This window comes from Micromonospora sp. NPDC005205, assembly GCF_040608275.1.
Classification (GTDB): domain Bacteria; phylum Actinomycetota; class Actinomycetes; order Mycobacteriales; family Micromonosporaceae; genus Micromonospora.
Genome location: NZ_JBEXHV010000002.1, coordinates 110,435 through 134,205 on the forward strand (window position 1 = coordinate 110,435; position 23,771 = coordinate 134,205).

The 23,771-nt window shown below is 71.8% G+C and carries 23 protein-coding genes and 3 tRNA genes; 8 read left to right on the forward strand and 18 right to left on the reverse strand.

All coding sequences use genetic code 11. The features are described from left to right. Window positions 1–3: 3 nt before the first annotated feature. The 4 genes from ABZU43_RS05160 to leuC all read right to left on the reverse strand — a co-directional run bounded on the left by ABZU43_RS05160 (window position 4) and on the right by leuC (window position 5,044). A complete protein-coding gene (locus ABZU43_RS05160) occupies window positions 4–1,977 on the reverse strand; it encodes an endonuclease/exonuclease/phosphatase family protein (protein ID WP_355005284.1) in 1,974 nt (657 codons plus the stop codon). Between the two features lie 163 nt (window positions 1,978–2,140). After that, window positions 2,141–2,824: an HU family DNA-binding protein gene (locus tag ABZU43_RS05165; RefSeq protein WP_355005285.1), complete on the reverse strand. Its 684-nt coding sequence runs from the start codon at window positions 2,822–2,824 to the stop codon at window positions 2,141–2,143. Window positions 2,825–2,996: 172 nt separating this feature from the next. Next, a complete protein-coding gene (gene leuD / locus ABZU43_RS05170; protein ID WP_355005286.1) occupies window positions 2,997–3,584 on the reverse strand; it encodes a 3-isopropylmalate dehydratase small subunit in 588 nt (195 codons plus the stop codon). Window positions 3,585–3,598: 14 nt separating this feature from the next. Then, window positions 3,599–5,044 (reverse strand): 3-isopropylmalate dehydratase large subunit, encoded by a 1,446-nt coding sequence (leuC, locus tag ABZU43_RS05175; RefSeq protein WP_355005287.1) that lies wholly within the window; start codon window positions 5,042–5,044, stop codon window positions 3,599–3,601. A gap of 49 nt (window positions 5,045–5,093) precedes the next feature. Here leuC and ABZU43_RS05180 point away from each other — a divergent pair, with 49 nt between their 5' ends. After that, window positions 5,094–5,780 (forward strand): IclR family transcriptional regulator, encoded by a 687-nt coding sequence (locus ABZU43_RS05180; protein ID WP_007456408.1) that lies wholly within the window; start codon window positions 5,094–5,096, stop codon window positions 5,778–5,780. Window positions 5,781–6,075: 295 nt separating this feature from the next. On the opposite strand, the gene ABZU43_RS05185 is transcribed toward ABZU43_RS05180, so the two are convergent. From ABZU43_RS05185 to ABZU43_RS05200, 4 genes are all read right to left on the reverse strand, one after another. Next, window positions 6,076–6,148, reverse strand: a tRNA-Glu gene (locus tag ABZU43_RS05185). A 175-nt stretch (window positions 6,149–6,323) separates the two neighbouring features. After that, window positions 6,324–6,396, reverse strand: a tRNA-Glu gene (locus ABZU43_RS05190). Between the two features lie 134 nt (window positions 6,397–6,530). Next, window positions 6,531–6,602 (reverse strand) — tRNA-Gln (locus ABZU43_RS05195). A gap of 107 nt (window positions 6,603–6,709) precedes the next feature. Next, entirely contained in the window at window positions 6,710–7,513 is an 804-nt protein-coding gene (locus tag ABZU43_RS05200; protein WP_091393135.1) for a fumarylacetoacetate hydrolase family protein, read from the reverse strand. Between the two features lie 173 nt (window positions 7,514–7,686). On the opposite strand from ABZU43_RS05200, the gene ABZU43_RS05205 reads away from it, so the two are divergent. Together ABZU43_RS05205 and ABZU43_RS05210 are read left to right on the forward strand one after the other, a co-directional pair. Beyond that, window positions 7,687–9,141: a hypothetical protein gene (locus ABZU43_RS05205; RefSeq protein WP_355005288.1), complete on the forward strand. Its 1,455-nt coding sequence runs from the start codon at window positions 7,687–7,689 to the stop codon at window positions 9,139–9,141. 34 nt (window positions 9,142–9,175) lie between these two features. After that, window positions 9,176–10,042 (forward strand): 3-methyladenine DNA glycosylase, encoded by an 867-nt coding sequence (locus ABZU43_RS05210; RefSeq protein ID WP_355005289.1) that lies wholly within the window; start codon window positions 9,176–9,178, stop codon window positions 10,040–10,042. Window positions 10,043–10,078: 36 nt separating this feature from the next. On the opposite strand, the gene arfB is transcribed toward ABZU43_RS05210, so the two are convergent. The 7 genes from arfB to ABZU43_RS05245 form a co-directional block, all read right to left on the reverse strand. Further along, the gene (gene arfB, locus ABZU43_RS05215) at window positions 10,079–10,504 is read right to left on the reverse strand and encodes an alternative ribosome rescue aminoacyl-tRNA hydrolase ArfB (protein ID WP_355005290.1); all 426 of its coding nucleotides are present in this window, start codon (window positions 10,502–10,504) and stop codon (window positions 10,079–10,081) included. Between the two features lie 34 nt (window positions 10,505–10,538). Then, window positions 10,539–10,835: a hypothetical protein gene (locus tag ABZU43_RS05220; protein WP_355005291.1), complete on the reverse strand. Its 297-nt coding sequence runs from the start codon at window positions 10,833–10,835 to the stop codon at window positions 10,539–10,541. Between the two features lie 97 nt (window positions 10,836–10,932). Next, window positions 10,933–11,787, reverse strand: a complete 855-nt coding sequence (locus ABZU43_RS05225) for a trypsin-like peptidase domain-containing protein (RefSeq protein ID WP_355005292.1) — start codon at window positions 11,785–11,787, stop codon at window positions 10,933–10,935. A gap of 38 nt (window positions 11,788–11,825) precedes the next feature. Further along, window positions 11,826–12,785: a VWA domain-containing protein gene (locus tag ABZU43_RS05230; protein WP_355005293.1), complete on the reverse strand. Its 960-nt coding sequence runs from the start codon at window positions 12,783–12,785 to the stop codon at window positions 11,826–11,828. Further along, window positions 12,782–13,795 (reverse strand): DUF58 domain-containing protein, encoded by a 1,014-nt coding sequence (locus tag ABZU43_RS05235; RefSeq protein ID WP_355005294.1) that lies wholly within the window; start codon window positions 13,793–13,795, stop codon window positions 12,782–12,784. The genes ABZU43_RS05230 and ABZU43_RS05235 overlap by 4 nt, the downstream gene beginning before the upstream one ends. After that, window positions 13,792–14,841 (reverse strand): MoxR family ATPase, encoded by a 1,050-nt coding sequence (locus ABZU43_RS05240; RefSeq protein WP_355005295.1) that lies wholly within the window; start codon window positions 14,839–14,841, stop codon window positions 13,792–13,794. The genes ABZU43_RS05235 and ABZU43_RS05240 overlap by 4 nt, the downstream gene beginning before the upstream one ends. A 411-nt stretch (window positions 14,842–15,252) precedes the next feature. Continuing rightward, the gene (locus tag ABZU43_RS05245) at window positions 15,253–15,759 is read right to left on the reverse strand and encodes a hypothetical protein (RefSeq protein ID WP_355005296.1); all 507 of its coding nucleotides are present in this window, start codon (window positions 15,757–15,759) and stop codon (window positions 15,253–15,255) included. Window positions 15,760–16,099: 340 nt separating this feature from the next. Here ABZU43_RS05245 and ABZU43_RS05250 point away from each other — a divergent pair, with 340 nt between their 5' ends. Next, window positions 16,100–17,086, forward strand: a complete 987-nt coding sequence (locus ABZU43_RS05250; protein WP_355005664.1) for an endonuclease/exonuclease/phosphatase family protein — start codon at window positions 16,100–16,102, stop codon at window positions 17,084–17,086. Between the two features lie 150 nt (window positions 17,087–17,236). Here the strand turns inward: ABZU43_RS05250 and cimA are convergent, their stop codons facing one another. Continuing rightward, entirely contained in the window at window positions 17,237–18,820 is a 1,584-nt protein-coding gene (cimA, locus tag ABZU43_RS05255; protein ID WP_355005297.1) for a citramalate synthase, read from the reverse strand. Between the two features lie 317 nt (window positions 18,821–19,137). Between cimA and ABZU43_RS05260 the strand changes: the two genes are divergently transcribed. The 4 genes from ABZU43_RS05260 (at window position 19,138) to ABZU43_RS05275 (ending at window position 21,311) form a co-directional block, all read left to right on the forward strand. Continuing rightward, on the forward strand, window positions 19,138–19,332 hold the full coding sequence (locus ABZU43_RS05260; protein WP_355005298.1) for a hypothetical protein: 195 nt from the start codon (window positions 19,138–19,140) through the stop codon (window positions 19,330–19,332). 2 nt (window positions 19,333–19,334) lie between these two features. After that, on the forward strand, window positions 19,335–19,865 hold the full coding sequence (locus ABZU43_RS05265; RefSeq protein WP_355005299.1) for a carboxymuconolactone decarboxylase family protein: 531 nt from the start codon (window positions 19,335–19,337) through the stop codon (window positions 19,863–19,865). A gap of 161 nt (window positions 19,866–20,026) precedes the next feature. Further along, on the forward strand, window positions 20,027–20,485 hold the full coding sequence (locus ABZU43_RS05270; RefSeq protein WP_355005300.1) for a PRC-barrel domain containing protein: 459 nt from the start codon (window positions 20,027–20,029) through the stop codon (window positions 20,483–20,485). A gap of 55 nt (window positions 20,486–20,540) precedes the next feature. Next, complete coding sequence (locus ABZU43_RS05275) at window positions 20,541–21,311, forward strand: tyrosine-protein phosphatase (RefSeq protein ID WP_355005301.1); 771 nt, start codon at window positions 20,541–20,543, stop codon at window positions 21,309–21,311. 51 nt (window positions 21,312–21,362) lie between these two features. Here ABZU43_RS05275 and ABZU43_RS05280 read toward each other — a convergent pair whose 3' ends face one another. After that, complete coding sequence (locus ABZU43_RS05280) at window positions 21,363–22,460, reverse strand: branched-chain amino acid aminotransferase (protein WP_355005302.1); 1,098 nt, start codon at window positions 22,458–22,460, stop codon at window positions 21,363–21,365. 142 nt (window positions 22,461–22,602) lie between these two features. Further along, window positions 22,603–23,634 (reverse strand): 3-isopropylmalate dehydrogenase, encoded by a 1,032-nt coding sequence (locus tag ABZU43_RS05285; protein ID WP_112582053.1) that lies wholly within the window; start codon window positions 23,632–23,634, stop codon window positions 22,603–22,605. Window positions 23,635–23,771: the final 137 nt, after the last annotated feature.

Sequence of the window (23,771 nt, forward strand, 5' to 3'; positions counted from 1 at the left end):
TCGTCAGCGGGGCGGCAGGGTCACTGTCACCGCGACCGGCAGGTGGTCGCTGGCGGTGCTGCGCGGCGCGACCGGATCGCCGGGGGTCAGGCCGGGCGAGACGAAGATGTGGTCGATCTGCTGGCGCGGGTCGTCCGCCGGGCTGGTCGCCAGTGGTCGGGCGGCGGCCAACGCGTCGACCAGGCCGGCCTTGGTGAACTCCACGAACGCCTCGTCGCCCGGTTCGGTGTTCAGGTCACCGGCCACCACCAACGGCCGACCGGCCGCGTACCGGGTGGCGAAGTCGGCGACCGCGCGGGCCTGGACCACCGGGCCCTTGCCGGGTGGCGGTTGAAGGTGGGTGCTGACAACGGCGGTACGGACACCGTCGCCGAGGTCGAGCGTGACGGCGAGGGCCTGCGCACCGGTGGGCGCGCCGACGGCGGCCAGCGGCAGGGTCCGCGGATCGTCCACCGGCCAACGGCTGAGCACCGCATCGCCCCAGACCGGGTCGGCTGCCGGCCCGAAGACGTACGGCATACCGAGCCGGTCGGCCAGCAGATCCAGGGTGTCGTGCCCGCCGTTGAGCAGCCACGCCCGGTCCACCTCGCTGAGCAGCACCACGTCGGGCCGTTGCCGCTCGACCACCTCGGCGAGACCGGCCAGGTCGAACCGGCCGTCCAGCCCGAACCCCATCCGGATGTTGTACGCCACCACTGTCAACCGTTCCGGTGGGCCGTCCCGGTTGCTGGCCACCGGCACCTCGTCGGCGAGCACCGGTGCCAACAGGGCCAACGCGGTGACCGCCGCGGCGGCCCGGAGCGGCGGAAACGGCCCGGGCAGCCGGTCGCCGACGGGGCGGGCGGTGAACGCCACGGCGGCGATCAGCACGGCCACCACCACCGGCACCGCCGCGTTGGGGTAGCCGAGGTCGTAGGCCGAGTAGTAGCCAACCGCCCCCAGCGCGAAGACGAGCATCCCGGCGGCCACCGCGTACCCCCGCCGGGCGGCGCTGGTGCCGGCGCTCGCGGTGTCGGCGGCGGGCGGGCGGGTGTCGTCGGTCAGCGCGAGGCAGGCACCGAGGCCGACCGCGGCGAGGAGGATGGCCGGCAGGAGCAGGTCGCCCCGGTCGAGGGCGAACAGCACCGCGCCGCCGAGCAGCGCCACCGGGCCGTACGCCCGGCCCCACCCACGCGGCGGCCCTGTCAACGCGGCGCAGAGGAACCCGGCGACCGCCACCGGCACCGGCGCCAGGCCGAACAGTGGCGAACGAGCCACCCCGTCTCCAACGACCAGGTACGACATTCCGGTTCGGGCCAGCGCCGGGGAGAGCGCCACCATCCCGGCCAGCAGCAGCGCCGGCCCGGCCAGCAGCCAGGCCCGGCCACCACCAGGGCCGACAGGGGCCTCAGCGGGGCCGACAGGGGCCTCAGCGGGGCCGACAGCGGCGTCAGCGGGGCCAGCGAGGGCGTTACCCGCACCGCCGCGCTGGCCGGGTTGCGCCGTGCCGACCAGGAACACCGCCACCGCGACGGCGCTGAGCAGCCAGGCCACCCAGTCACCCCGCCAGACCAGGTCGACGGTGTCCAGCACCGCGTGCACTGCCGCGTTGACAGCGAACCCCAACGCCAGCCCCGGGACCGGACGGTCGGTGTCGGCCGCGACGCCGACCAGCCAGACCAACCCGGCGAGCAGACCGGCGGTGGCCAACCAGAGCTGCGTACGCCCGCCTGGAGCGGCGGTGAGCGCGAGCCGGGCAACGGCGAGCGCGACGGCGGCGACGACAGTGACCGGGCGGGCTCCGACCCGGCGGACCACGGCGGGTGCGCCCATCGCGAGCACGAACCAGCCGAGGGCGAACGCCCCCATCAGCTCGGCCGGGGTGGACGCCGCCTGACCGAAGATGGTGATGATGCCGGGCAGCCAGACCCGCAGCACGTCGATGAGGAGGAGCACGCCCAGCGCGAGCGTGCCGGTGGTGAGCTGTCGGTAGCGCACCGGCGCCCCATTTCCCGTCGACGGGCCGGCCCAGGGGTGGCCGGCACGGCGATTCTGCGCGAGCGGGCCAACCCGGTCAACGGTCCCCGTACGCCGAAGAAGTCGTCCTGGTACACCGAAAGGGCGCCCACCCACTGGTGGACGCCCTCGCGGTACCTGTCGGTCAGCGCTTGCTGGCCGCCTTCTTGGCCGGAGCCTTCTTCGCCGGCGCCTTCTTGGCCGCCGTGCTCTTGCTCGCCGCCGCGGTGGTCTTCTTCGCCGCGGTCGACCGGGTCGCGGCGGTGGTCTTCTTCGCCGCTGTGGTCTTCTTGCTGGCGGCCGTCTTGGTCGCCGTGGTGGTCTTGCTCGCCTTGGCCGGGGCGGTCTTCTTGCTGGCGACCGTCTTGGTCGCCGTGGCGGTCTTGCTCGCCTTGGCCGGGGCGGTCTTCTTACTGGCCGCCTTCGCCGTGGTCGCCTTGGTGCCCGCCGCCTTGGCGGTAGCCGCCTTGGTGCCGGTCGCCTTCGTGCCCGCCGCCTTGGCCGTGGCGGTGCTGGTGGCGGTCTTCTTCGTCGCCGCCGCGGCCTTCGGCACCTTGCCGCTGGCCACCATTTCCTTGAACCCGGCGCCGGGGCGGAAGGTCGGGACTGACGTCTTCTTGACCTTCACCGCCTCGCCGGTACGCGGGTTGCGCGCTGTTCGCGCGCCACGCACACGCTTTTCGAATGCTCCGAATCCGGTGATCGCCACCTTCTCGCCCTTGGTGACCGCCGCCTGGACCTCGGTGAGGACCGCGTCGAGCGCGGCCGTCGCCATCTTCCGGTCCCCCAGGCGAACGGCGAGCGCCTCGATGAGCTCGGCCTTGTTCACGACTTCCTCCCGATTGTGCAACTGACTCGTCGCGAGCCATTCTGCGCGCACGGTATGCCCTGTGCTGCCGGGACACAAACATTCGGTAGAAAAAAGCCCTTGTGTCGTAACGGATTCACCCCCACCGGATGGACCGATGGGGGTGAAATCCGCTGCGCGGGCGGCCTAACGGCTATGCCACGGAGGGCAGGAAGGGCAGTCGGCGCGCCTCGTAGGAGTCGATGTCGGCGGCGTGGCGGAGGGTGAGTCCAATGTCGTCGAGGCCCTCCAGGAGGCGCCAACGGCTGAAGTCGTCAAGCGGGAACGACCAGCTGGCGTCCCCCGCCCGGAGCTGGCGGGCGGTCAGGTCGACCGTCACCGGAGTGGTGGGATCCGCTTCGACCAGGTCCCACAACTCTTCGACGGCTTTCAATTCCAACTCGACCGGCAACAGACCTTCCTTGAGGGCGTTGCCGCGGAAGATGTCACCGAAGCGCGGGGCCACCACGGCACGGAAGCCCCAGTCCCGTAGCGCCCAGACGGCGTGTTCCCGGGAGGACCCCGTGCCGAACTCCGGACCGGCGATGAGGATCGACGCTCCGGAATAGTTTTCATCGTTGAGCACGAATGCCGGATCTTCCCGCCAGGCGCTGAACAGCCCGTCGGCGAAGCCCGTCCGGGTCACCCGCTTGAGGTACACGGCGGGGATGATCTGGTCGGTGTCCACGTTGGACCGGCGCAGCGGCACGGCGGTGCCGGTGTGGGTGGTGAACTTGTCCATCTCGTCGGTCCCTTCTACAGGTCGGCGGGGGCGGCCAGCCGGCCGACCACGGCGGTGGCGGCGGCCACCGGCGGGGAGACCAGGTGGGTGCGCCCGCCCCGGCCCTGACGGCCCTCGAAGTTGCGGTTCGAGGTGGAGGCGGAGCGCTCGCCCGGCTTCAGCGTGTCGGGGTTCATCCCCAGACACATGGAGCAGCCTGCGAACCGCCACTCCGCCCCGGCGTCGGCGAAGACCTTGTCCAGGCCCTCGGCCTCGGCGGCCTCGCGCACCGCGGCGGAGCCGGGCACCACGAGCATCCGGACGCCGTCGGCGACCCGGTGGCCACGCAGCACGTCGGCGGCGGCCCGCAGGTCCTCCAGGCGACCGTTGGTGCAGGACCCCACGAACACCACGTCGATCGGCAGCTCCCGAAGCGGGGTGCCGGGACGCAGGTCCATGTACTCCAGGGCGCGGCGTGCGGCGGCACGCTCCGAGTCGGTGACGAACTCCTCCGGGTCCGGCACCGGCGCGCTCAGCGGCGCGCCCTGCCCCGGGTTGGTGCCCCACGTGACGAACGGGGTGATCTGGCTGGCATCCAGGGTCACCTCGGCGTCGAAGCTCGCGCCCTCGTCGGTGGGAAGCGTCCGCCACCACGCCACCGCCGCGTCCCAGTCCGCGCCCTGCGGCGCGTTCGGTCGACCCTTGAGGTACGCGAAGGTGGTCTCGTCCGGCGCGATCATGCCGGCCTTGGCGCCCCACTCGATGGACATGTTGGCGATGGTCATTCGCCCCTCCATGGAGAGGGCGCGGATCGCCTCGCCGCGGTACTCGACGATGTGCCCGCGACCTCCACCGGTGCCGACCTGCGTGATCAGCGCGAGCACCAGGTCCTTGGCGGTCACGCCTGGCGCGAGCCGGCCGGTGACGTTCACGGCCATCGTCTTCGGCCGGCTCTGCGGCAGCGTCTGGGTGGCCAGAACGTGCTCCACCTCGCTGGTGCCGATGCCGAAGGCGAGCGCTCCGAAGGCGCCGTGGGTGGCGGTGTGCGAATCGCCACAGACGATCGTCATGCCCGGCTGGGTGACACCGAGCTGCGGGCCGATCACGTGCACGATGCCCTGGTTGTCGTCGCCGAGCGGGTGCAGCCGCACTCCGAACTCGGCGCAGTTGCGGCGCAACGTCTCGATCTGCGTACGCGACGTGGGGTCCGCGATGGTGAGCAGGTCACCACGGCGGAGGCGGAACGCCGGGTCGTCGTACCCGGTCGGGGTGTTGTGGTCCTCGGTCGCGAGGGTCAGGTCGGTACGACGCACCCGGCGCCCGGCGAGCCGCAGCCCGTCGAAGGCCTGCGGGCTGGTCACCTCGTGCAGCAGGTGCAGGTCGATGAAGAGCAGGTCCGGCTCACCAGCGGCGGACCGTACGACGTGCGCGTCCCAGACCTTCTCGGCCAGGGTCCTCGGCTCAGGAGTGACTCCCACCATCTGGACATCCTAAATTCTGGGAGGTAAGTTTCGGCTTGTGGGACACAGTATGAGCGGTGTCGGCGTTCTCGACAAGGCGGTGGTCATCCTGGCCGCCTGCGTGGACGGCGCCAGCCTGGCCGAACTCGTCGAACGCACCAAGCTGCCCCGGGCCACAGCACATCGCCTGGCCCAGGCCCTGGAGATCCACCGAATGCTGGTGCGTGACACCCAGGGCAGATGGCGGCCCGGCCCCCGCCTGGGGGAGCTGGCGAACGCCGCACCGGACGTTCTGCTGACCGCCGCCGAGCCGCTGCTGGCCGCGCTGCGCGACGCCACCGGTGAGAGCGCGCAGCTCTACCTGCGCCGTGCCGACGAGCGGATCTGCGTGGCGGCGGCGGAACGCGCCAGCGGTCTACGGGACACGGTTCCGGTGGGCTCGGTGCTGCCGATGACGGCCGGCTCAGCGGCCCAGATCCTGCTCGCCTGGGAGCCGCCGGAGGCGGTCATGCCGCTGCTGCCGCGCAGCAAGTTCACCGGCCGCACCCTCGCCGAGGTACGCCGTCGCGGCTGGGCGCAGAGCGTCGCCGAGCGGGAGGCCGGCGTGGCGAGCGTCTCCGCCCCGATCCGCGACCGCACCGGCCGGGTCATCGCCTCGGTCAGCATCTCCGGCCCGATCGAGCGCCTGGGCCGCCGCCCCGGCGAACGCCACGCCATGGCAGTGGTGAGAGCCGGCCAACGCCTGTCCGGCCTCTAACCCCCACCCCCACCCCCTGCCCGCCCTCCACCCCGGCCCGCCCTCCACCCCGGCCCGCCCTCCACCCCGGCCCGCCCTCCACCCCGGCCCGCCCTCGTTGATCATGAAGTTATTGTCATGACACGCCGAGGGCGAGGGCAATAACTTCATGATCAACCGGGGCGGAGGTAGGTGCGCGGGGCGGGGTGGGTGCGGGTTGGGGTGGGGTGGGACGGGGTGGGACGGGGTGGGACGGGGTGGGACGGGGTGGGACGGGAAAAGGCTCATCTCGCTGGGCGAGATGAGCCTTTGGTTGTAGCCCCGACCGGATTCGAACCGGCGCTACCGCCTTGAGAGGGCGGCGTCCTGGGCCGCTAGACGACGGGGCCAGAACTTTTCCGTTCACCACCCTCGCGGGCGGTGCGAATGTAGTCTAGCGGCACCGTACCGGGGTGCGAGCGCGGGGTGCGCCGCCGCCCGAGGGCCCGGCGGAGGCCGGACGGGGCACCGAACGGCGGACACGAAACAGCCCGCCTCACGAGGTGAGACGGGCTGTGCACGCTGTAGCCCCGACCGGATTCGAACCGGCGCTACCGCCTTGAGAGGGCGGCGTCCTGGGCCGCTAGACGACGGGGCCAGAACAACTTTTGCTCCCCCACCTTGGCGGCGGAGGAGCTGCACTCTACCGAAGACCACCCTCCGCCCCCGAAGGGGCGGAGTCGAACTCCGTCAGAATCCAGCGTCTGGAAATTCTCGCGAACTCCAGCAGCGCTGGGGTACCAGGACTCGAACCTAGACTAACTGAACCAGAATCAGTCGGGCTGCCAATTACCCCATACCCCATTGGCCCCTTGCGGCGCCGGGAGTGAACTTTACCCTCCCGGTGCCGACAGGCCAAATCCGATCCCCCCGAACCACCGTGAGCTGCGGAAACAGGGGCATCATACGGATCAGGCGACGGGAACCACCGGGTTGGTGAGCTCGCCGATGCCGTCGATCCGCACGGTGACCGTATCCCCCTCGACAAGCGGGCTAACCCCGGCTGGAGTGCCGGTGAGAACGACGTCGCCGGGCAGCAGAGTCATGACGTGCGAGATGTACGACACCAGGCCCGGCACGTCGAAGACCATGTCCTTCGTCCGGCCGAGTTGGCGTACCTCCATCTCCTCCGGGTTGCGACCCACCTCACACCGGATCTCCAGGTCGGACACGTCCAGCCCGGTGGTGATCCACGGACCGATCGGGCAGAACGAGTCGAAGCCCTTGGCCCGGGTCCACTGCCCGTCCGACCGCTGGAGGTCCCGGGCGGTGACGTCGTTGGCGCAGGTGTAGCCGAAGATGGCGCGTTCGGCGGCGGCGCGGTCGGCGCGGCGGGCACCCGGCGCCCCGATCACGACCGCCAGCTCCGCCTCGTGCTCGACCTGCTTGGAGAAGATCGGCAGCCGGATGGCGTCCCGGGGGCCGATCACCGAGGTGGACGGCTTGAGGAAGAGCAGCGGCTCCTTGGGCACCTCGTTGCCGAGCTCGGCGGCGTGGTCGGCGTAGTTGCGGCCGACACAGACCACCTTGCTGGGCAGGATCGGCGAGAGCAGCCGAACGTCGGAGAGGGCCCAGCGGGCCCCACTGAAGGAGAGATTGCCGAACGGGTGGCCCTCGATCTCGGCGATGGTCAGACCCTGCGGCCCGGCCTCCGCTTCGCCTTCGACGGCACCGAACGACATTCCCTTGGCATGGGCGAAACGAGCGATACGCACCCGGCCAATCTAGCGCCGCCGGCACCCCGAACGGCCAGGACAGGCGGTCGGGTGTGCTCAACCCGTCAACGCGCGGCACCCTATCGGAGCTGGAGGTGACCGGGGCGGACTTCTCGACTTCGTACCCGCACGGAGGCGGCTGGCCCCTAGCGTCGGCTCCGGAGGTTCGTCGTATGCCTGCATCGACACGACACCACAGAGCCCTCGCAGTGTTCGTGCACTGCCTCGGCATCCTCGCCGCCGTGCCGGCCCTGCCGACGGCGGCCCCGGAGGCGGCGGCCACGCCACGACCACCGGCGGCCACGCCACAACCAACGGCCGCCGCACCACCGGCCGCCGCACCACAACCAACGGCGGTCGGGCCACCACCGGCCGCCACACCAGCACCAGTGGGAACCCGGCCGCCGGTGGCGATGGTCGCGCGGGTGACCGAGCCCACCCCGCCCTCGGCGCCACCGGCGATGGCACCACCGACCCGGGCACCGGCTTCGGCACCCCCGCAACAGGTCACTGTCGCGGTCGCCACGGAGAGCAGCCCGGCACCGAGGTACCGGATCCAGGTGCGCAACGTGAGCAACTCGCCGCTGGAGACCACTGTGCGTCAGGAACTGCCGCCCGGCTCGTCGACGACCGCGATCAGCGGTGGTGGCCGATCCAGCTCGGCCGGCGGGTCGGCCACCGAGGTGACCTGGCGGCTGCGGCTGCCCGCGCACAGCACCACCACCCTGGGCACCGCGCTCGCGGCGACCGCGCCGGGCCGGCCGCTGACCGCGCCGACCTGCGCGTTCACCAGTGACGGCAGCCGGCCGTACGACTGCGCCACGGCCACCTGGCAGGCGGCAGCGGCACCGCCGGCCGAGGTGAGCGAGGCGCCACCGTGGCGCCGTTACCCGGTGCTGCTCGCCGGACTGGCGGTCCTGCTGCTGATCAGCGCCGCAGTGGTCTGGGTGTGGCGACGTCGGCGCGGGCGTCGGGTGACGGCTGCCGCGCTCTCCACCGGCGGCGGCGCCGAGGGTGGCCGCGGGACGGTCTATCCCCGGCCGGCGGCCCCGAGTCCGGTGCGACGTCGGCGTACCCCGCCGGTGTGGATGTTGGTGGGTGCCGCCGTGGTGGTGCTCGCCGGCGTGGTCGGCACCGCGGGCTGGACGGCGACCCGGCAGGTCGCGGCGATCGACACGCAGAAACAGCCCACCAGCGGCGCGTGGGTGGGCACCGGGGTCGCCGGGGCCATGGGAGTGCCGCTGCGCGAGTCGGCGTTCGAGTTCACCGTGTACCGGATGACCTGCGGCGCGCCCGGCACCGCCGGGAAGACCGACGGTGGCGGTGCCGCACCGGCCAACGGGCGACGCTGCGAGGCCACCGTCGGAGTGCGCAACGTCACCGGCGACCACCAGCCCTGGCACAGCGAGCTGCAACGGGCGTACCTGCCCGATGGGCGCTGGGTGAGCACCGACGAGCCGGCCACCCGGACGGCGAACCTGGGTCGGGACGTCTTCGCCGACCCGATGGCGGCGGGCACCCGGATGGTGCTCCCGCTGGTCTTCACCGTCGACGGGCGGGACCCTCCCCAGCAGTTGGAGCTGCGCAGCGGGGTGTTCTCCGCAGGCGTCCGGGTGCAGATGCCCTGACCGGTGCGCGGGCGGCGGTCGTACCCTGGGGTGCGTGACCGCCGCCCTCGCCCCCGCCGTGCTCGACGCGGCGCAGTGGCAGGCCCGCCGGCGGGCCCACGAGGAGCGGGTGGATGTCTGGCTGACCCCGCACCTGGCCCGGCGACGACGCGGTGAGCGGCATCCGGTGGCCGACTTCCTGTTCACCTACTACTCGCACCGCCCGGCCCAGCTGCGGCGCTGGCATCCGGGGCCCGGGGTCGAGCTACGGGACGCCGACCCGGGCGAGTTCGGCCGCGACTACCGCGCCGGCACCGCCGGGGTCACCCTCGACACCGAGGGGGTACGCGCGCGGCGCGGCGAGTCGATCGCCTGGATCCGCTCCCTGCTGGAGGCGACGCGGGGACGGGCGCCGCACTTCGGCTGCTTCGGGATGCACGAGTGGGCGATGGTCTACCGGCAGACCCGGGAGGAGTTGCGGCACAACGCCTGGCCGTTGCGGCTCAGCGCGGAACGCACCGCCGAGGTCGTCGAGGAGCGGGGCGTGCGGTGCAGCCACTTCGACGCGTTCCGGTTCTTCACCCCGCCGGCCCGCCCGTTGAACCTGCTCACCCCGACCCGGGAGACGCAGCACGCGAACGAGCAGCCGGGCTGCCTGCACGCCAACATGGATCTGTACAAGTGGGCGTACAAGCTGTCGCCGTTGGTCACCTCGGAACTGGTGGCCGACGCGTTCGACCTGGCCCGGGACATCCGCACGCTGGACATGCGGGCCAGCCCGTACGACCTGGCTGCCCTCGGCTACCCGCCGGTGCGGGTGGAGACTCCGGACGGCCGGGCGGAGTACGCGGCGGCGCAGCGCGGCTTCGCCGAGCGTGCCGCCGTGCTGCGCGACCGGCTGCTCGCCGCCGTCCCGGGATAGTCGTCGGCGCGGCGCTGTCCCCGTTTGGGCTGGGGCCTAGTCGTCGTCGGCGCGGCGGTCCCGTTTGCGTTGGGACTGGCGCTTCTTCTCGGCCAGTCGGCGTTCCTTGGCCCCACGGGACGGCCGGGTGGCTCGGCGGGTCGGCGGTGGAGGCGCGGCGGCCTCCCGCAGCAGAGCTGTCATGCGGGCCCGGGCCGCCTCCCGGTTGGCCAGCTGGGCACGGTGCTCGCTGGCGGCGATCGTCAGCACCCCGTCGACGAGGCGGTTGGCCAGCCGGGCCAGCGCCCGCGCCCGCAGCCACTCGGGCACGGCCGGCGAGTTGGCCACGTCGTAGCTCAGCTCGACCCGGGAGTCCGCGGTGTTCACGCCCTGCCCGCCCGGCCCCGACGAGCGGGAGAAGCGCTCCCGCAGCTCCCCGGCGGGGACGACCCACCGGTCGGTCACCCGCAGTCCGTCGTCCACGCCCCGAGGCTAACCCGCGACGACCTGCCGGGGGTCATCGGTGCGGAGGCTCACTCTGCGTCGGGGACTGGCTGGGCGGCGGCCCGGCGGTCTCCTCGTCGGAGCCGACGGCCGCGTACGCCACCGCGCCGAAGAGCAGCACCCCGATGACCGCGGCCTTCACGACGACGCCGCGGATCAGTGACCAGGCGCCGCGGCGGGCGCCTGGCACCGATTTCTTGACGGTCTGGTAATCGTTCCACCCGCGCCGTGCCCGGGCGTACGCCGACCCCACTGCACATCCGATGACCAGGCCCACCAGCAGGAGGACCGTGAGAAGAGGACGCTCCACCTCAGCCAGTATCCATACCGAGCGTAATATTTCCATTGTCCGATGCCGTCCGGCCGGATATCCGACAGTGCTGGCACCGTCAGGGTGTTCGGGCAGCTCAGCCGCCCTTGCCGATGATCGTGTCGGCGGTCTGCTGCACCTGGTCGATCGGGATGGCGAACCCGATGCCAATCGAGCCGTTTCCATCGATGGTGGCGATCGCGGTGTTCACCCCGACCACTTCCCCGCGTGCGTTGACCAGTGGCCCACCGGAGTTGCCGGGGTTGATTGACGCGTCGGTCTGCACCGCGGTGTGCCGGTTGTTGCCGAGCCGCACCTCCCGGTCGAGCGCGCTGACGATGCCTGCGGTGACCGTCCCCGCCAGACCGAGCGGTGAACCGACAGCGAGCACCGGCTCACCGACCCGGGTCGCGCCGGGCTTGGCCAGGGGCAGCGGGGTGAGACCCGCCGATGCCGGCACCTTCAGCACCGCCAGGTCGCTGCGCGGCTCCCGTCCGACCACCTCGGCGGCGAACCGGCGACCGTCGGGCAGCTCGACGGTCACCGGTCCGCCACCCCCCTTGGCCAGGATGTGGTCGTTGGTGATCAGGTGCTGCTGGTCGTCCACGGCGAAGCCGGAGCCGGTCGCGGACCCGCTGGTCGCGCCGCCGGCCAGCACCGACACCACCCCGGGTACGGTCCGCTCGGCCGCGGTGACCAGCTCGGCCGGCACCGGAGCGGCGGACGCCGCAGCCGGGCCACCAGCCCCGTCCCGACTGGCCACCACGCCGCCGGCGAGAGCACCGGAGACGGCCGAGACCACCACCACGGCCAACACGGTGAACAGCCGCCCGGGCCCTCGCCTGCCCGGGTCGCGCTCGGGCGCGTCCCACCACCCGCGCCCGTCCGGGTCGAGTTCCGGTGAGATGAACCAGGGACCGCGCGGTTCGCCCAGTCCGGTCTGCACTGCCATGCGCACTCCTCACTGTCGACGTCGGTTGTGCGTGCAGGTCAGGGCAGCCGCGAGAACCAGCGCATCGAGCCGGCGGCGGCGCCCATCGCGAACACCAGTCCGAGGCCGATGAAGCGGGCCGAGATGTCCTGCCGCTCCGTGCGGTAGCCGACCGAACTGCCGATGTCGTCGTAGACGGCCCGCAGTTCGTCGGTGGTGCTGGCCTCGTGGAACATGCCGCCGGTCTCCTCGGCGACCGCCTTGAGGGTCTGTCCGTCCACCGGCACCTGGATGGGCCGTCCACCTCTGTCGACGAACCCGGACGGGGTTCCGAACGAGATCGAGTGCACCGGCACCTCTGCCTTCACCGCTTCCGCCGCCGCCTCCATGGGGTCCATTCCGGAGGTGTTGGCGCCGTCGGAGAGCAGGATGACCCGGGCCGGTGGGGTCTCCTTCGCGGCCTCGCTGTCCAGGCTCTTGACCGCACCGAGCGAGGTGTTGATGGCCTCGCCGATCGCGGTGCCCTGGACGCCGGTGATGCCCTCGGCGAGCCGGTCGATCCCCTCGTCGAGGGCGTCCCGGTCGGTGCTCGGGGGCACCAGTACGGCGGCACTGCCGGCGAACGCGACGAGACCGACGTTGAACTCGTCGGGCAGGCCATCGACGAAGCGCCGGGCGGCCTCCTTCGCCGCAGCCAGCCGGTCCGGTTCGACGTCGGTGGCGAGCATCGACGTGGAGACGTCCACCGCCACCATCACCGTGGCCCGTTCCCGGGGCACCCGGACCTCGGCGCTGGGTCGGGCGAAGCCGACCACGAGCAGCGCCAGCATGGCCAGGAAGAGTCCGGCCGGTACGTGCCGACGCCAGGCGGGCCGCTGCGGCGCCACCCGGTCCAGCAGCCGCAGGTTGGTGAAGCGGACCGCGTACCGGCTGCGTCGCCGCTGCAGCACCAGGTAGGCGACGACCAGGGCGAGCACGCCGAGCAGCAGCCAGAGGCGCAGCGGCGACTGCCAGATCACGCGGCACCTCCCCGGGGCCGGCCGGCCGGCGCGGCGGCCAGCCGACGCTGGGCGTGCACGTGCCGGACGATGTCGGCGCTCCAGTCGCCGTCGGTGCGCAGCGGCAGATGGGTGGCCCCGCTGCGGCGCAGCGCCTGGTGGACCTGTTCGCGCTGGGCGGCGGCGGCCTCGGCGTACCGCTCGCGCAGCCCACGGTCCGATGTGCACACCTCACGGTGCCGACCGGTCTCCGGGTCGACGAGCGTGATCAGGCCGACGTCCGGTAGTTCGAGCTCACGCGGGTCGGTCACCTCGATCGCCAGCACCTGGTGCCGGACGGCCAGCCGGCGCATGGTCCGCTCCCAGGGCGCTGTCTGGGCGGGGTCGTCGGGCAGTCCGTCGAGGAAGTCGGAGACCACCACGACCAGCCCACGCCGGTTGGCGATCCGGTGCAGCGCGTCGAGGCCGTCCGCCAGGTCGGGCGGTCGGGTCGCCGGCCCACGCCCCGGCCGGTCGGTGGGCGCGGTGGCCCGGGGGGCGGCGAGCAGCGCGCGGAGCAGGGAGAGCAGATGGGTACGCCCGCTGCGGGCCGGGAAGCGGCGTACCCCGTCGGCGCGGAGCACCTGTGCGCCGAGGCGGTTGCCGACGCCCGCGGTCAGGAAACCGACCGCCGCGACGGCAGCTACCGCCAGTTCCCGTTTGTCCAGTTCGGCGGTGCCGAACTCCATGCTGGCGCTGCCGTCGACGAGCAGCCAGGTGGTCAGCTCCCGGTCGGCGTCGACCTGCCGGACGTGCGGCACGGCGGTCCGGGCGGTCACCGCCCAGTCCATCCGGCGCACCTCGTCCTCGCCCGGCCGGTATTCGCGACTGCCGGAGGGTTCACTGCCGGGACCGGGCAGCAGACCACGGTACTGGCCGTGCAACAGGCCGTTCAGCCGGCGGGTGACGGTCAGCTCCAGGCGACGCAGGCGCTGGTCCGGGGCCAGCTCGGCCAGGCCGGGGTCGGCTGGCGCGACAGTGGCGCGCCTCATGCCGCCGCCAGATCCGGTGTCTGCAGCGGGTGTCCGGTGGCCAGCCGGGGCGGCGGCACCGCCTCCACAAGCCGTCGCACCACGCTCTCGGCCGTCACCCCGTCGGCCACCGCGTCGAAGGAGAGCACCAGCCGGTGGGCGAGGACGTCGACTGCCAGCTCGCGGACGTCCTCGGGCAGCACGTACTCCCGCCCTCGCAGCAGAGCCTGCGCCCGGGCCGCCGCGACCAGGCCCAGTGTTGCTCGGGGACTGGCCCCGTACGCCAACAGCGGGGCGATCTCCGGTAGCCCGAACCGACCCGGGTCGCGGGTGGCGAGGATCAGCCGCACCACGTACTCGGCCAACGCGTGGTGGACGAAGACCCGCTCGGCGTGGATCTGGAGGTCCCGCAGCCGTTGGGCGTCGAGCACCTGACGCGGGGTCGGCCGGTCGGTGCTCATCCGGTAGAGGATGGCCAGCTCGTCGGCGTCGCTGGGGTAGTCGACAACCACCTTCATCAGGAACCGGTCACGCTGCGCCTCCGGGAGCTGGTAGACCCCCTCGGACTCGATCGGGTTCTGGGTGGCCAGCACCAGGAACGGCTCCGGCACCGGCCAGCTGCGCCCGCCGATGGAGACCTGCCGTTCGGCCATCGCCTCCAGCAGCGCCGACTGGACCTTGGCCGGGGCCCGGTTGATCTCGTCGGCCAGCACCAGGTTGGCCATGATCGGGCCCAGCTCGATGTCGAAGGTCTCCTTCGACGCCCGGTAGATCCGGGTGCCGACGATGTCGGAGGGCACCAGGTCCGGGGTGAACTGGATCCGGGAGAAGGTGCCGCCGACCACCGTCGCGAGGGTCTGCGCGGCCAGTGTCTTGGCCACGCCGGGTACCCCCTCCAGGAGGCAGTGTCCGTTGGCGACCAGGGCGGTGAGCAGGCGTTCGACGAGGCGATCCTGCCCGACGATCACGCGTTTGACCTCGAAGAGGGTCTGTTCCAGCTCGATGCCGGTCGGCTCCGGATCGACCGGGCTGGGCATGCTGGCCAGGGTGTCCGAGATGTCCGTCACGGTGCTTGCTTCCCGGGCACAGGCCCGGCAAACGTGGGATTGTGCGGGCCGGACCGCCCCGCAGTGGCCGGAATGGGGATGAGCCGCGCGTAAGGGTGACGACCGTCGCGAGCCTGCCGAGGGGCGCCCAACCGGCAGGTGACCGACCGCAGGGTGCCCGACCGGGGACGAACCGGTCGAGGACGGCCCTCGCCGACCGCCGATCTGGCGGCGGCGGCGAGCGCGCCGATCCGCTCGGTTTCAGGGCAGTCGGGGCGTCCGCATCCTCAGGACACCCCGACTTGGGCGAAAGCCGAGCGGATCGGGTTGTCCGGCCGGGCCGGCCGAGGGAGCGGCCAGCGGGCCGGCACGCTGGAGCGGACAAGGTCCGGCCCCCGCGCCGGATGCGACGGGGGCCGGGTGTCGGTTTGGTCAGGGTGTGTGGGTGAGCAGGGTGAAGCCCAGGTTGGCCGGTGTCCCGGCCGAGTTTCGGGTCTGCACGAAGACCGCGTTGGGCGTCAGCAACCGCGGGGCGACCGAGACCTCGCCGCCCGGCGGAATGCAGCAGGAGCCGGAGAGGGACAGGGTGGCCAGGAAGGCACCGGCCGAGACGGTGTAACCGAAGATCACCTCGTACTCCCCGACGCCCAACTTGACCACGGTGCCGGTGCCGCGCGCCTTGGTGCCGTTGGAGTTGACGACGGTGAAGACGTTGGTGGCCACCAGTGGGGTGGCGGCGCTCGCCTTCAGCGCGGCTTTCGCGATACGCGCCGACTCGGCGCTGACCGGCGGCTGGGAGTTTGTGCCGCGTGCCGGCTGGACCGTTTCCTGCGGCGCCTTCGCCGACGGCTGGGCGATAGCGATGCCCCCGCCGGCGAGACTGAGCCCCAGGACAGCGAACGTGACCGCCGCCACCTTACGTCGGAAGGATGTGCTCATGACAGGTCCCCCTTGTGTGAGCGTGCGAATTCGGCCGACCCGCGGGGCGGGACGGATGACTGCCAACAAATAGGCGTACGACGACAGTTGGGCGGGGAAAGCTGCCTTGCTCACACCCGGCGAGATTGACTTCTCAGCAATCCGCATCCCCTCTGAGCTGCTGTTACTACTCAGAGTTGCGTCGTTTAAGCCAGATGGAACGTAGCACCGGAAAAAGCTGCCAGTCAATAGTTGATCTCGCTTTTCCGGGGTGTCAACCACCCGTCAGACAATTATGAAATGTGAGCGCATCACCATTCATGAAATGGTTTCGTCGAGCCCGACTACGATCATCTTCGTGATCGTCGACGCACCACCCGCGCACCGGAACGCCCGGCTCGGCACTGCGCTCTGCTGGCTTGCCGTCGTACCCACCACCCTCTGGGCGGCCGCCCGACTGCTCGGCCTGGACCGGGGGCCGTTGGTGCAGGCGCTCGCGTTCACGCCGTACGTCGCGGGAGTCAGCGTGCTCGTCCTGGCCCTCGCGCTCGCCCTGCGGCGCTGGTGGCCGGCGGCGGTCGCGGCCCTGGCGGCGGTGGCGTTGCTCGGCACCGTCGCACCTCGGGCGCTGGCCAACCCGCAGCCGGCAGCGGCCGGGCCGACCATGCGGCTGCTCACCGCCAATCTGCTCGCCGGCGGCGGCGACGCGCGGACACTGGTGGAGCTGGTCCGGCGACACCAGGTGGACGTGCTCACCGTGCAGGAGTTCACGCCGGACGCGCAGGCCGCACTGGATCAATTCGGCCTCGCCGCGCTGCTGCCGCACCGGCAGCTCAACCCCGAGATCGGCACTCCCGGCTCCGGGCTCTACTCGCGGTGGCCCATCACCGACGGCGGCGTCCGACGCAACCTCGAGGGCTGGGGCTTCAGCCAGGCGTACGCGACGGTGTCCGTCCCCGGCGGGCCCCCGGTCCGCGTCGAGTCGGCCCACCCCTCGGCGCCGTACGCGCTGGACCAGGTGGGTGCCTGGCGTGCCGACCTGACCGCCCAACCACCGGCCACTCCCGACGGTGGCCTGCGGATCCTCGCCGGAGACTTCAACGCGACCCTCGACCACGGTCCACTGCGGGCACTGCTGCGCAGCGGTTACGTCGACGCCGCCGATGCCACCGGGGCGGGCCTGACCGGCACCTGGGGTCCCTACGACGGCGACCTCATCCCACCCGTCACCATCGACCACGTCCTGGTCGACCACCGGATAGCAGTCCGCTCAGTCCAGGTGTTCACCCTGCCCGGCAGCGACCACCGTCCCGTCCAAGCCACCCTCACCCTCCCCCAAACCCCCTAACCCCGCCCCCGCGCCCGCGCCCCCTAACCCCGCCCCCGCGCCGATCATGGACTTGTGGTGGGGGTTTTGGGCACCGAAGCCCGGTACGTACACCACCACAACTCCATGATCGACCAGGAAGGGCGGGTGGGGCGGGGGTGTGGGGTGGGGTTAGACGGAGGTGGGGGCCAGGCCGTAGGTCAGGGCGTCTACCAGGGCGTGCCAGCTGGCCTCGACCACGTTGGGGTGGACGCCGACAGTGGTCCAGTCGCGGCCATTGCCGTTCGAGGTTTCCAGCAGGACCCGGGTGACCGCGCCGGTGCCGTGACTGCCCTCCAGGATCCGCACCTTGTAGTCGGCCAACTCGAAGTCGCGCAGTTGCGGATAGTGCCGCGTCAGCCCCACCCGCAGCGCCTCGTCGAGGGCGTTGACGGGGCCGTTGCCCTCGGCGGTGGCGATCACCCGCTCACCGCGAACCCGGATCTTGACGGTCGCCTCGGAGACCACAGCGCCGTCCTCACGGTGCTCGACCAACACCCGGTACGACTCCAGGGTGAACGGTCGGGCCGGGCTGCCCTCCGGCATCTCGGAGCGGACCAGCAGCTCGAACGAGGCGTCGGCCGCCTCGAACGACCAGCCGCCCGCCTCCAGCTCCTTGACCCGCTTGGTGACCCGGTTCAGGGCGTCCGGGCTGGCGGCCAGGTCCAGGCCGAGCTCACGACTCTTGAGCTCGACGCTGGCCCGACCGGCCATCTCCGTGATGAGGATCCGCATGTCGTTGCCCACCACCGACGGGTCCACGTGGTTGTAGAGCAACGGGTCGACCTTGATCGCGCTCGCGTGCAGCCCCGCCTTGTGGGCGAAGGCGGCGGCTCCGGCGTACGCCTGGTGGGTGTCGGGGGCGATGTTGGCGATCTCGGCGATGGCGTGCGAGACCCGCACCATCTGTGCCAGGCAGCCCTCCGGTAGGACGGGCATGCCGAGCTTGAGTTGAAGGTTGGCGACGACAGCGAAGATGTCGGCGTTGCCTGGGCGCTCGCCGTACCCGTTGGCGGTGCCCTGCACGTGGCGGACGCCCGCCTCGACGGCGGCGATGGTGTTGGCCACCGCGCAGGAGGTGTCGTTCTGGGCGTGCATACCGAGCAGCCCGGCGTCGATCCCCAGCCTGTTCGTCAGGTCGTGGATCACGGCGCTCACCTGGGACGGCAGCATGCCGCCGTTGGTGTCGCAGAGCACCATCCGCTCGGCGCCGGCGGCGAGCGCGGTCTGCACCACGGCGGCGCCGTACGCGGGGTCGTGCCGGTAGCCGTCGAAGAAGTGTTCGCCGTCGACGAAGACCCGTCGACCCTCGCGGACAAGGTGGTCGACGGTGTCGTGGATCATCGCGAGGTTCTCCGCGCCGGTGGTGCGCAGCGCGCGCTCGACGTGCCGGGTGTCGGCCTTGGCGACCAGGGCCACGGCCGGGGTCTGCGCGTCCAGCAGGGCGCGTACCTGGGGGTCGTTCGCAACCGCGACGCCGGCCTTGCGGGTGGCGCCGAACGCGACGAGTACGGCGTGCCGCAGGTCCAGTTCGGTGCGGGCGCGGCGGAAGAACTCGGTGTCCTTGGGCACCGCGCCCGGCCAGCCGCCTTCGATGAAGCCGACGCCGAACTCGTCGAGCAGCCGGGCCACAGCCAGCTTGTCGACCACCGAGTAGGTGAGCCCCTCGCGCTGAGCGCCGTCGCGCAACGTGGTGTCGAAGACCTGGAACGTCATCAGGATCCTTTCTCGGAGCAACAAAAAGACCTCCCGCGGATGCGGGAGGTCTGCGCGCTCGGCAGAGGGGAGAGCCGGCGCGCTAGGTCGCAATAATCAGGGCGGTGCTGGTCACGATGGCCACTCTGCCACCCCTCCCCCGAATGTGGGAGGAACAATCCATATAGCGGGATGGTGACGGAGGGTTCGTACGCCCCGAACCGCCGCTCGTGATCGGCTTCACAAGCCACCCAGCCCACTCATCGGGGGAACCAGCCATGCGGAAGCATCTGGAACGGATCCGATGATGGCCACCGTGCCGTCTGCAAGGAGGACCTGTGCTCACCGTCAGTGACCGCTTACCTGAGCACGGCCTCGCCGCCTGCGTATCGCTGGGCGCCAACAAGGCGTCCACGGCGGTCAACCACACGTCCCACGAGGGCACGTGGTGTGTGGTCTTCGTCGGGCCGATGGGTTTCACCTCCATCAGCCCGACGGGGATCGCCGACGAGACCTCCGCCGCCGGATTCTGACCATGGGCCTGGACGCGATCAAGGCAGCCCTGCCGGAGTACGCCAACGACATCAGGCTCAACCTGGGCGCCACAATCGGTTCCTCGGCGTTGACCCCGCCGCAGACCTGGGGCGTCGCGCTGGCCTGTGCGGTGACCGCTCGCAACCCGGTGGTCCTGCGGGAGATCGCAGCCGAGGCGCTCGGGCACCTCGGGCCGGACGGTGTCGAGGCGGCCAAGGGCGCTGCGGCGATCATGGCGATGAACAACATCTACTACCGGGCCAAGCACCTGATCGGCGACGAGCGGTACGCCTCGATGCCGGCCCGACTGCGGATGCGGATCATCGCGCGGCCGGGGGTGGACAAGGGCGACTTCGAGCTCTGGTGTTTCGCCGTGTCGGCCATCACCGGTTGTGAAGTGTGCCTGGAGTTGCACGAGAAGAAGCTGCGCGGCAGCGGCTTCACCAGGGAGCAGCTGCACGAGGCCCTGCGGATCTCCGCCGTGGTGCACGCCGCGGCGGTCACCCTGGACGCCGAGACCGCCCTGGCCTGACCACAGCCGCCCGAAACGGGCCGACGCCGCACCTCGCCGTACAGCGGCCTGTCGCCGTGCCGCGCCCTGATCGCCGTTTCCGGCCCCCGACGGCCGGGTAGCTCCTGCGGGGACGCACCCAGCTTCGGCGAGACGATCGGCGACAGTCAGGAGTCAACGGCATGGACAGGATCGATCCGCACGCCACCCACGCGGGGCCGGACCCGCTGCGCGGCGGCGACCAGGGCGCGGTGCCCGGCGGCGCGCCGGCCGGCACGTTCGACCCCTGGCGCTACCGGGACCAGGCCGGCGTGGCCGACGTCGACCTGGTCGGCTACAAGGTCGAGGCCACCGACGGGGGAATTGGCAAGATCGACAGCGCCAGTCACGAGGTGGGCGGCAGCTACCTGGTCGTGGACACCGGGCCCTGGATCTTCGGCAAGAAGGTGATGTTGCCGGCCGGCACCGTCAACCAGGTCGACCACGACCAGCGCACAGTCTCCGTCGACCGGACCCAGGACCAGATCAAGGCCGCCCCGGAGTACGACGAGACCAGCCACAGCGACCCGAGCTACCGGGATCAGCTCGGCGGCTACTACGACGAGACGTACGGCGCGCTCCCGCCCGGCACCGCACGCTGACTGTTCGACCCGACGGCCGGTGGGGCGCTGTCCCACCGGCCGTTACCGTGTGAACGTGGACGTCACCGAGAACAACCCCCAGCTCTCGCTCCCCGCCACCTTCAACTTCCGCGACGTCGGTGGCCACCTCGGCCACGACGACCGGTCGGTACGCCGAGGTCGGCTCTACCGCTCCGACTCGCTGCACCGCCTCACCGAGCAGGACCGCGACGCGTTCGCCGCGATCGGGATCCGCACCGTCATCGACCTGCGCCGCCCCACCGAGGTGGAGCGCGACGGCCGGGTGCCGGAGTACCAGGGACTGACCTACCGGAACATCCACCCGGAGCACGCCGACTGGGCGGGTACGCCGCACGAGGAGGGCGCCAGCCTGGCCCGCTACCTCGCGGACCGGTACGCCGACCTGGCCCAGACCGGCACCGCCGGGCTGGCCGAGGCGGTCGGCCTGATCGCCGACTCCGCCAACGCCCCGGTGGTGGTGCACTGCGTCGCCGGCAAGGACCGCACCGGCATCGTGTGCGCGTTGACCCTCGCCGTGCTCGGCGTCGACGACGCGGACATCACCGCGGACTACGCGTTGAGCAGTGTGGCGTCGGCCCGGTACAGCGCCTGGCTGGCTTCCGTGACCCCGGGCGGTGTGGACGTGCCGGCGCCGTTCCTGAGCTCACCCGCGGAGGCGATGCAGATCTTCCTCGACGAGTTGCGCGCGGGGCACGGCTCGGTCGAGGCGTACCTGAACCACGCCGGGGTGACCGAGGAACAGCTCGCCGCGCTCCGCGACCACCTGCTCGACGAGCCCACTGAGGCGCAGCCCAGCGACGCGTAGCGCCGACTGCGCCGGCCCGTCCGGGTGGACGGGCCGGCGCGGCGACGGAGATCAGAAGACCCGCTGCACCCAGCCGTGCGGGTCGGCCGCCTTGCCCCGCTGGATGTCGACCAACTGCTGACGCAGGGCCATGGTGACCTGACCGGGCTCGCCACCACCGATCAGGAACTCGCCGTCCGGGAAGCGGACCCCACCGATCGGGGTGACCACCGCGGCGGTGCCGCAGGCGAACACCTCCTTCAGGCGTCCGCTGGCGGCGTCGGCCTGCCAGTCGGCGAAGCTCACCGGCCGCTCCTCGACCTGGTGTCCGGCCCCGGCGGCCAGCGCGAGGACGGCGTCGCGAGTGATGCCCGGCAGGATCGTGCCGGTCAACGGTGGGGTGACCACTGTGCCGTCGTCGTAGACGAAGAAGACGTTCATGCCGCCCAACTCGTCGACGAAGCGGCGCTCCACCGCGTCCAGGAAGACGACCTGGTCGCAGCCGGCCTCGATGGCCTCCGCCTGGGCGGCGAGCGACGCGGCGTAGTTGCCGCCGCACTTGGCCGCGCCGGTGCCGCCGGGCGCGGCCCGGGTGTAGTCCGGGGAGACCCAGACGGTGACCGGCTTGACGCCACCGGTGAAGTACGCCCCGACCGGTGAGGCGATCACCATGTAGAGGTACTCGTTGGCCGGCCGGACGCCGAGGAAGACCTCGCTGGCGAACATGAACGGCCGCAGGTAGAGGCTGCCGTCCTCGCCGGTGGGGATCCACTCCCGGTCGATCTCGATGAGCTTGTGCAGCGAGTCGACGAACACGTCCGGCGGCAGCACCGGCATCGCCATCCGCTGCGCGGAGGTGGCGAAGCGGGCCGCGTTGGCGTCCGGCCGGAACATCGTCACGCCACCGTCGGCGGTGCGGTACGCCTTGAGCCCTTCGAAGATCTCCTGCGCGTAGTGCAGCACCGCGCTGGCCGGGTCCATCGGGATCGGGGCTCGGGCCTCCACCCGGGCGTCGTACCAGCCCTTGCCGTCGGCGTAGCGGACGGTGACCATGTGGTCGGTGAAGACCCGGCCGAACCCGGGGTTGGTCAACAGTGCGGCCCGATCGGCGACGGATACCGGCGCGAGATTCGGACGGATCTCGAAGTCGAGCTTGTCACCACCGCTCATCGCGCTGACCTCCCTGCGGGACAACGGCATGCGGGACCGCACACCGACATGGCTGTGCCAGAAACTTACCCCGAACGCTCGTTCAGCGGGTAACGCCGGTCGGCTGCCTGCGGCAGACCGGTCGCCGCGCGGGCCGGGATGATCAGGCTACGGCGTGGGCGGCGAGCCGGTCGCCGACCTCTTCGGTACGCAGCGTCACGCCCGGCACGCGGCTGGCCAGCTCGGCGGCGACCGCCGCGTTGACCCGAGCGGCCGACTCGCTGTGCCCGAGCTGCTCCAGCAGCAACGCGGCGGAGAGCACCGCGGCGACCGGGTCGGCGATGCCCTGCCCGGCGATGTCCGGCGCCGAGCCGTGCACCGGCTCGAACATCGAGGGGTACGCCCCCTCGGGGTTGATGCAACCGCTGGCGGCCAGCCCGATGCCGCCGGTGACGGCCGCGGCGATGTCGGTGAGGATGTCGCCGAAGAGGTTGTCGGTGACCACCACGTCGTAGCGCTGCGGCTGGGTGACCAGGAACATGGCCGCCGCGTCGACGTGCTGGTACTCGGTCTCGATGTCCGGGTGCTCGGCGGCGACCGCGTCGAACGTACGCGCCCAGAGCGACCCGGCGTGGGTGAGCACGTTGGTCTTGTGCACCAGGGTGACCTTGCGCCGTTCCCGGCGGCCGGCGCGGGCGAACGCGTCGCGGATCACGCGCTCCACGCCGTGCCGGGTGTTCAGGCTCTCCTCGGTGGCGACCTCGGCCGGGGTGTCCCGGTGCAGGGAACCACCGGCGCCGGCGTAGAGCCCCTCGGTGCCCTCGCGCACCACCACGAGGTCGACCTCGCCCGGCTTCACGTTGCCCAGCGGGCCGGCGACCCCGGGCCAGAGCCGGGACGGGCGCAGGTTGACGTACTGGTCGAAGGCGAAACGGAGCTTGAGCAGCAGCCCACGCTCCAGCACACCCGGCGGGACCGTCGGGTCACCGACCGCGCCGAGCAGGATCGCGTCGTGCCCGGCCAGCTCGGTCAGCACCGAGTCGGGCAGCACCTCTCCGGTACGGTGCCAGCGGGCGGCGCCGAGGTCGTACTCGGTGGCCTGCACGTCGGGCAGCACCGCGTCGAGGACCTTGCGGGCCTGCGCGACCACCTCGGGCCCGATGCCATCTCCGGCCACCACCGCGATCCGCGCCACGACCGCACTCCTCTGCTCAACGGTTGTTCGGGCAACGGTACGTCGCCGTCCCGCCTCCCGGTACGCGGCGTCCACGATTTGGGATTCCCGGATGCACAGCACCCTCTCAGCTGGGACTCATGAGGCGGTCATCTCCG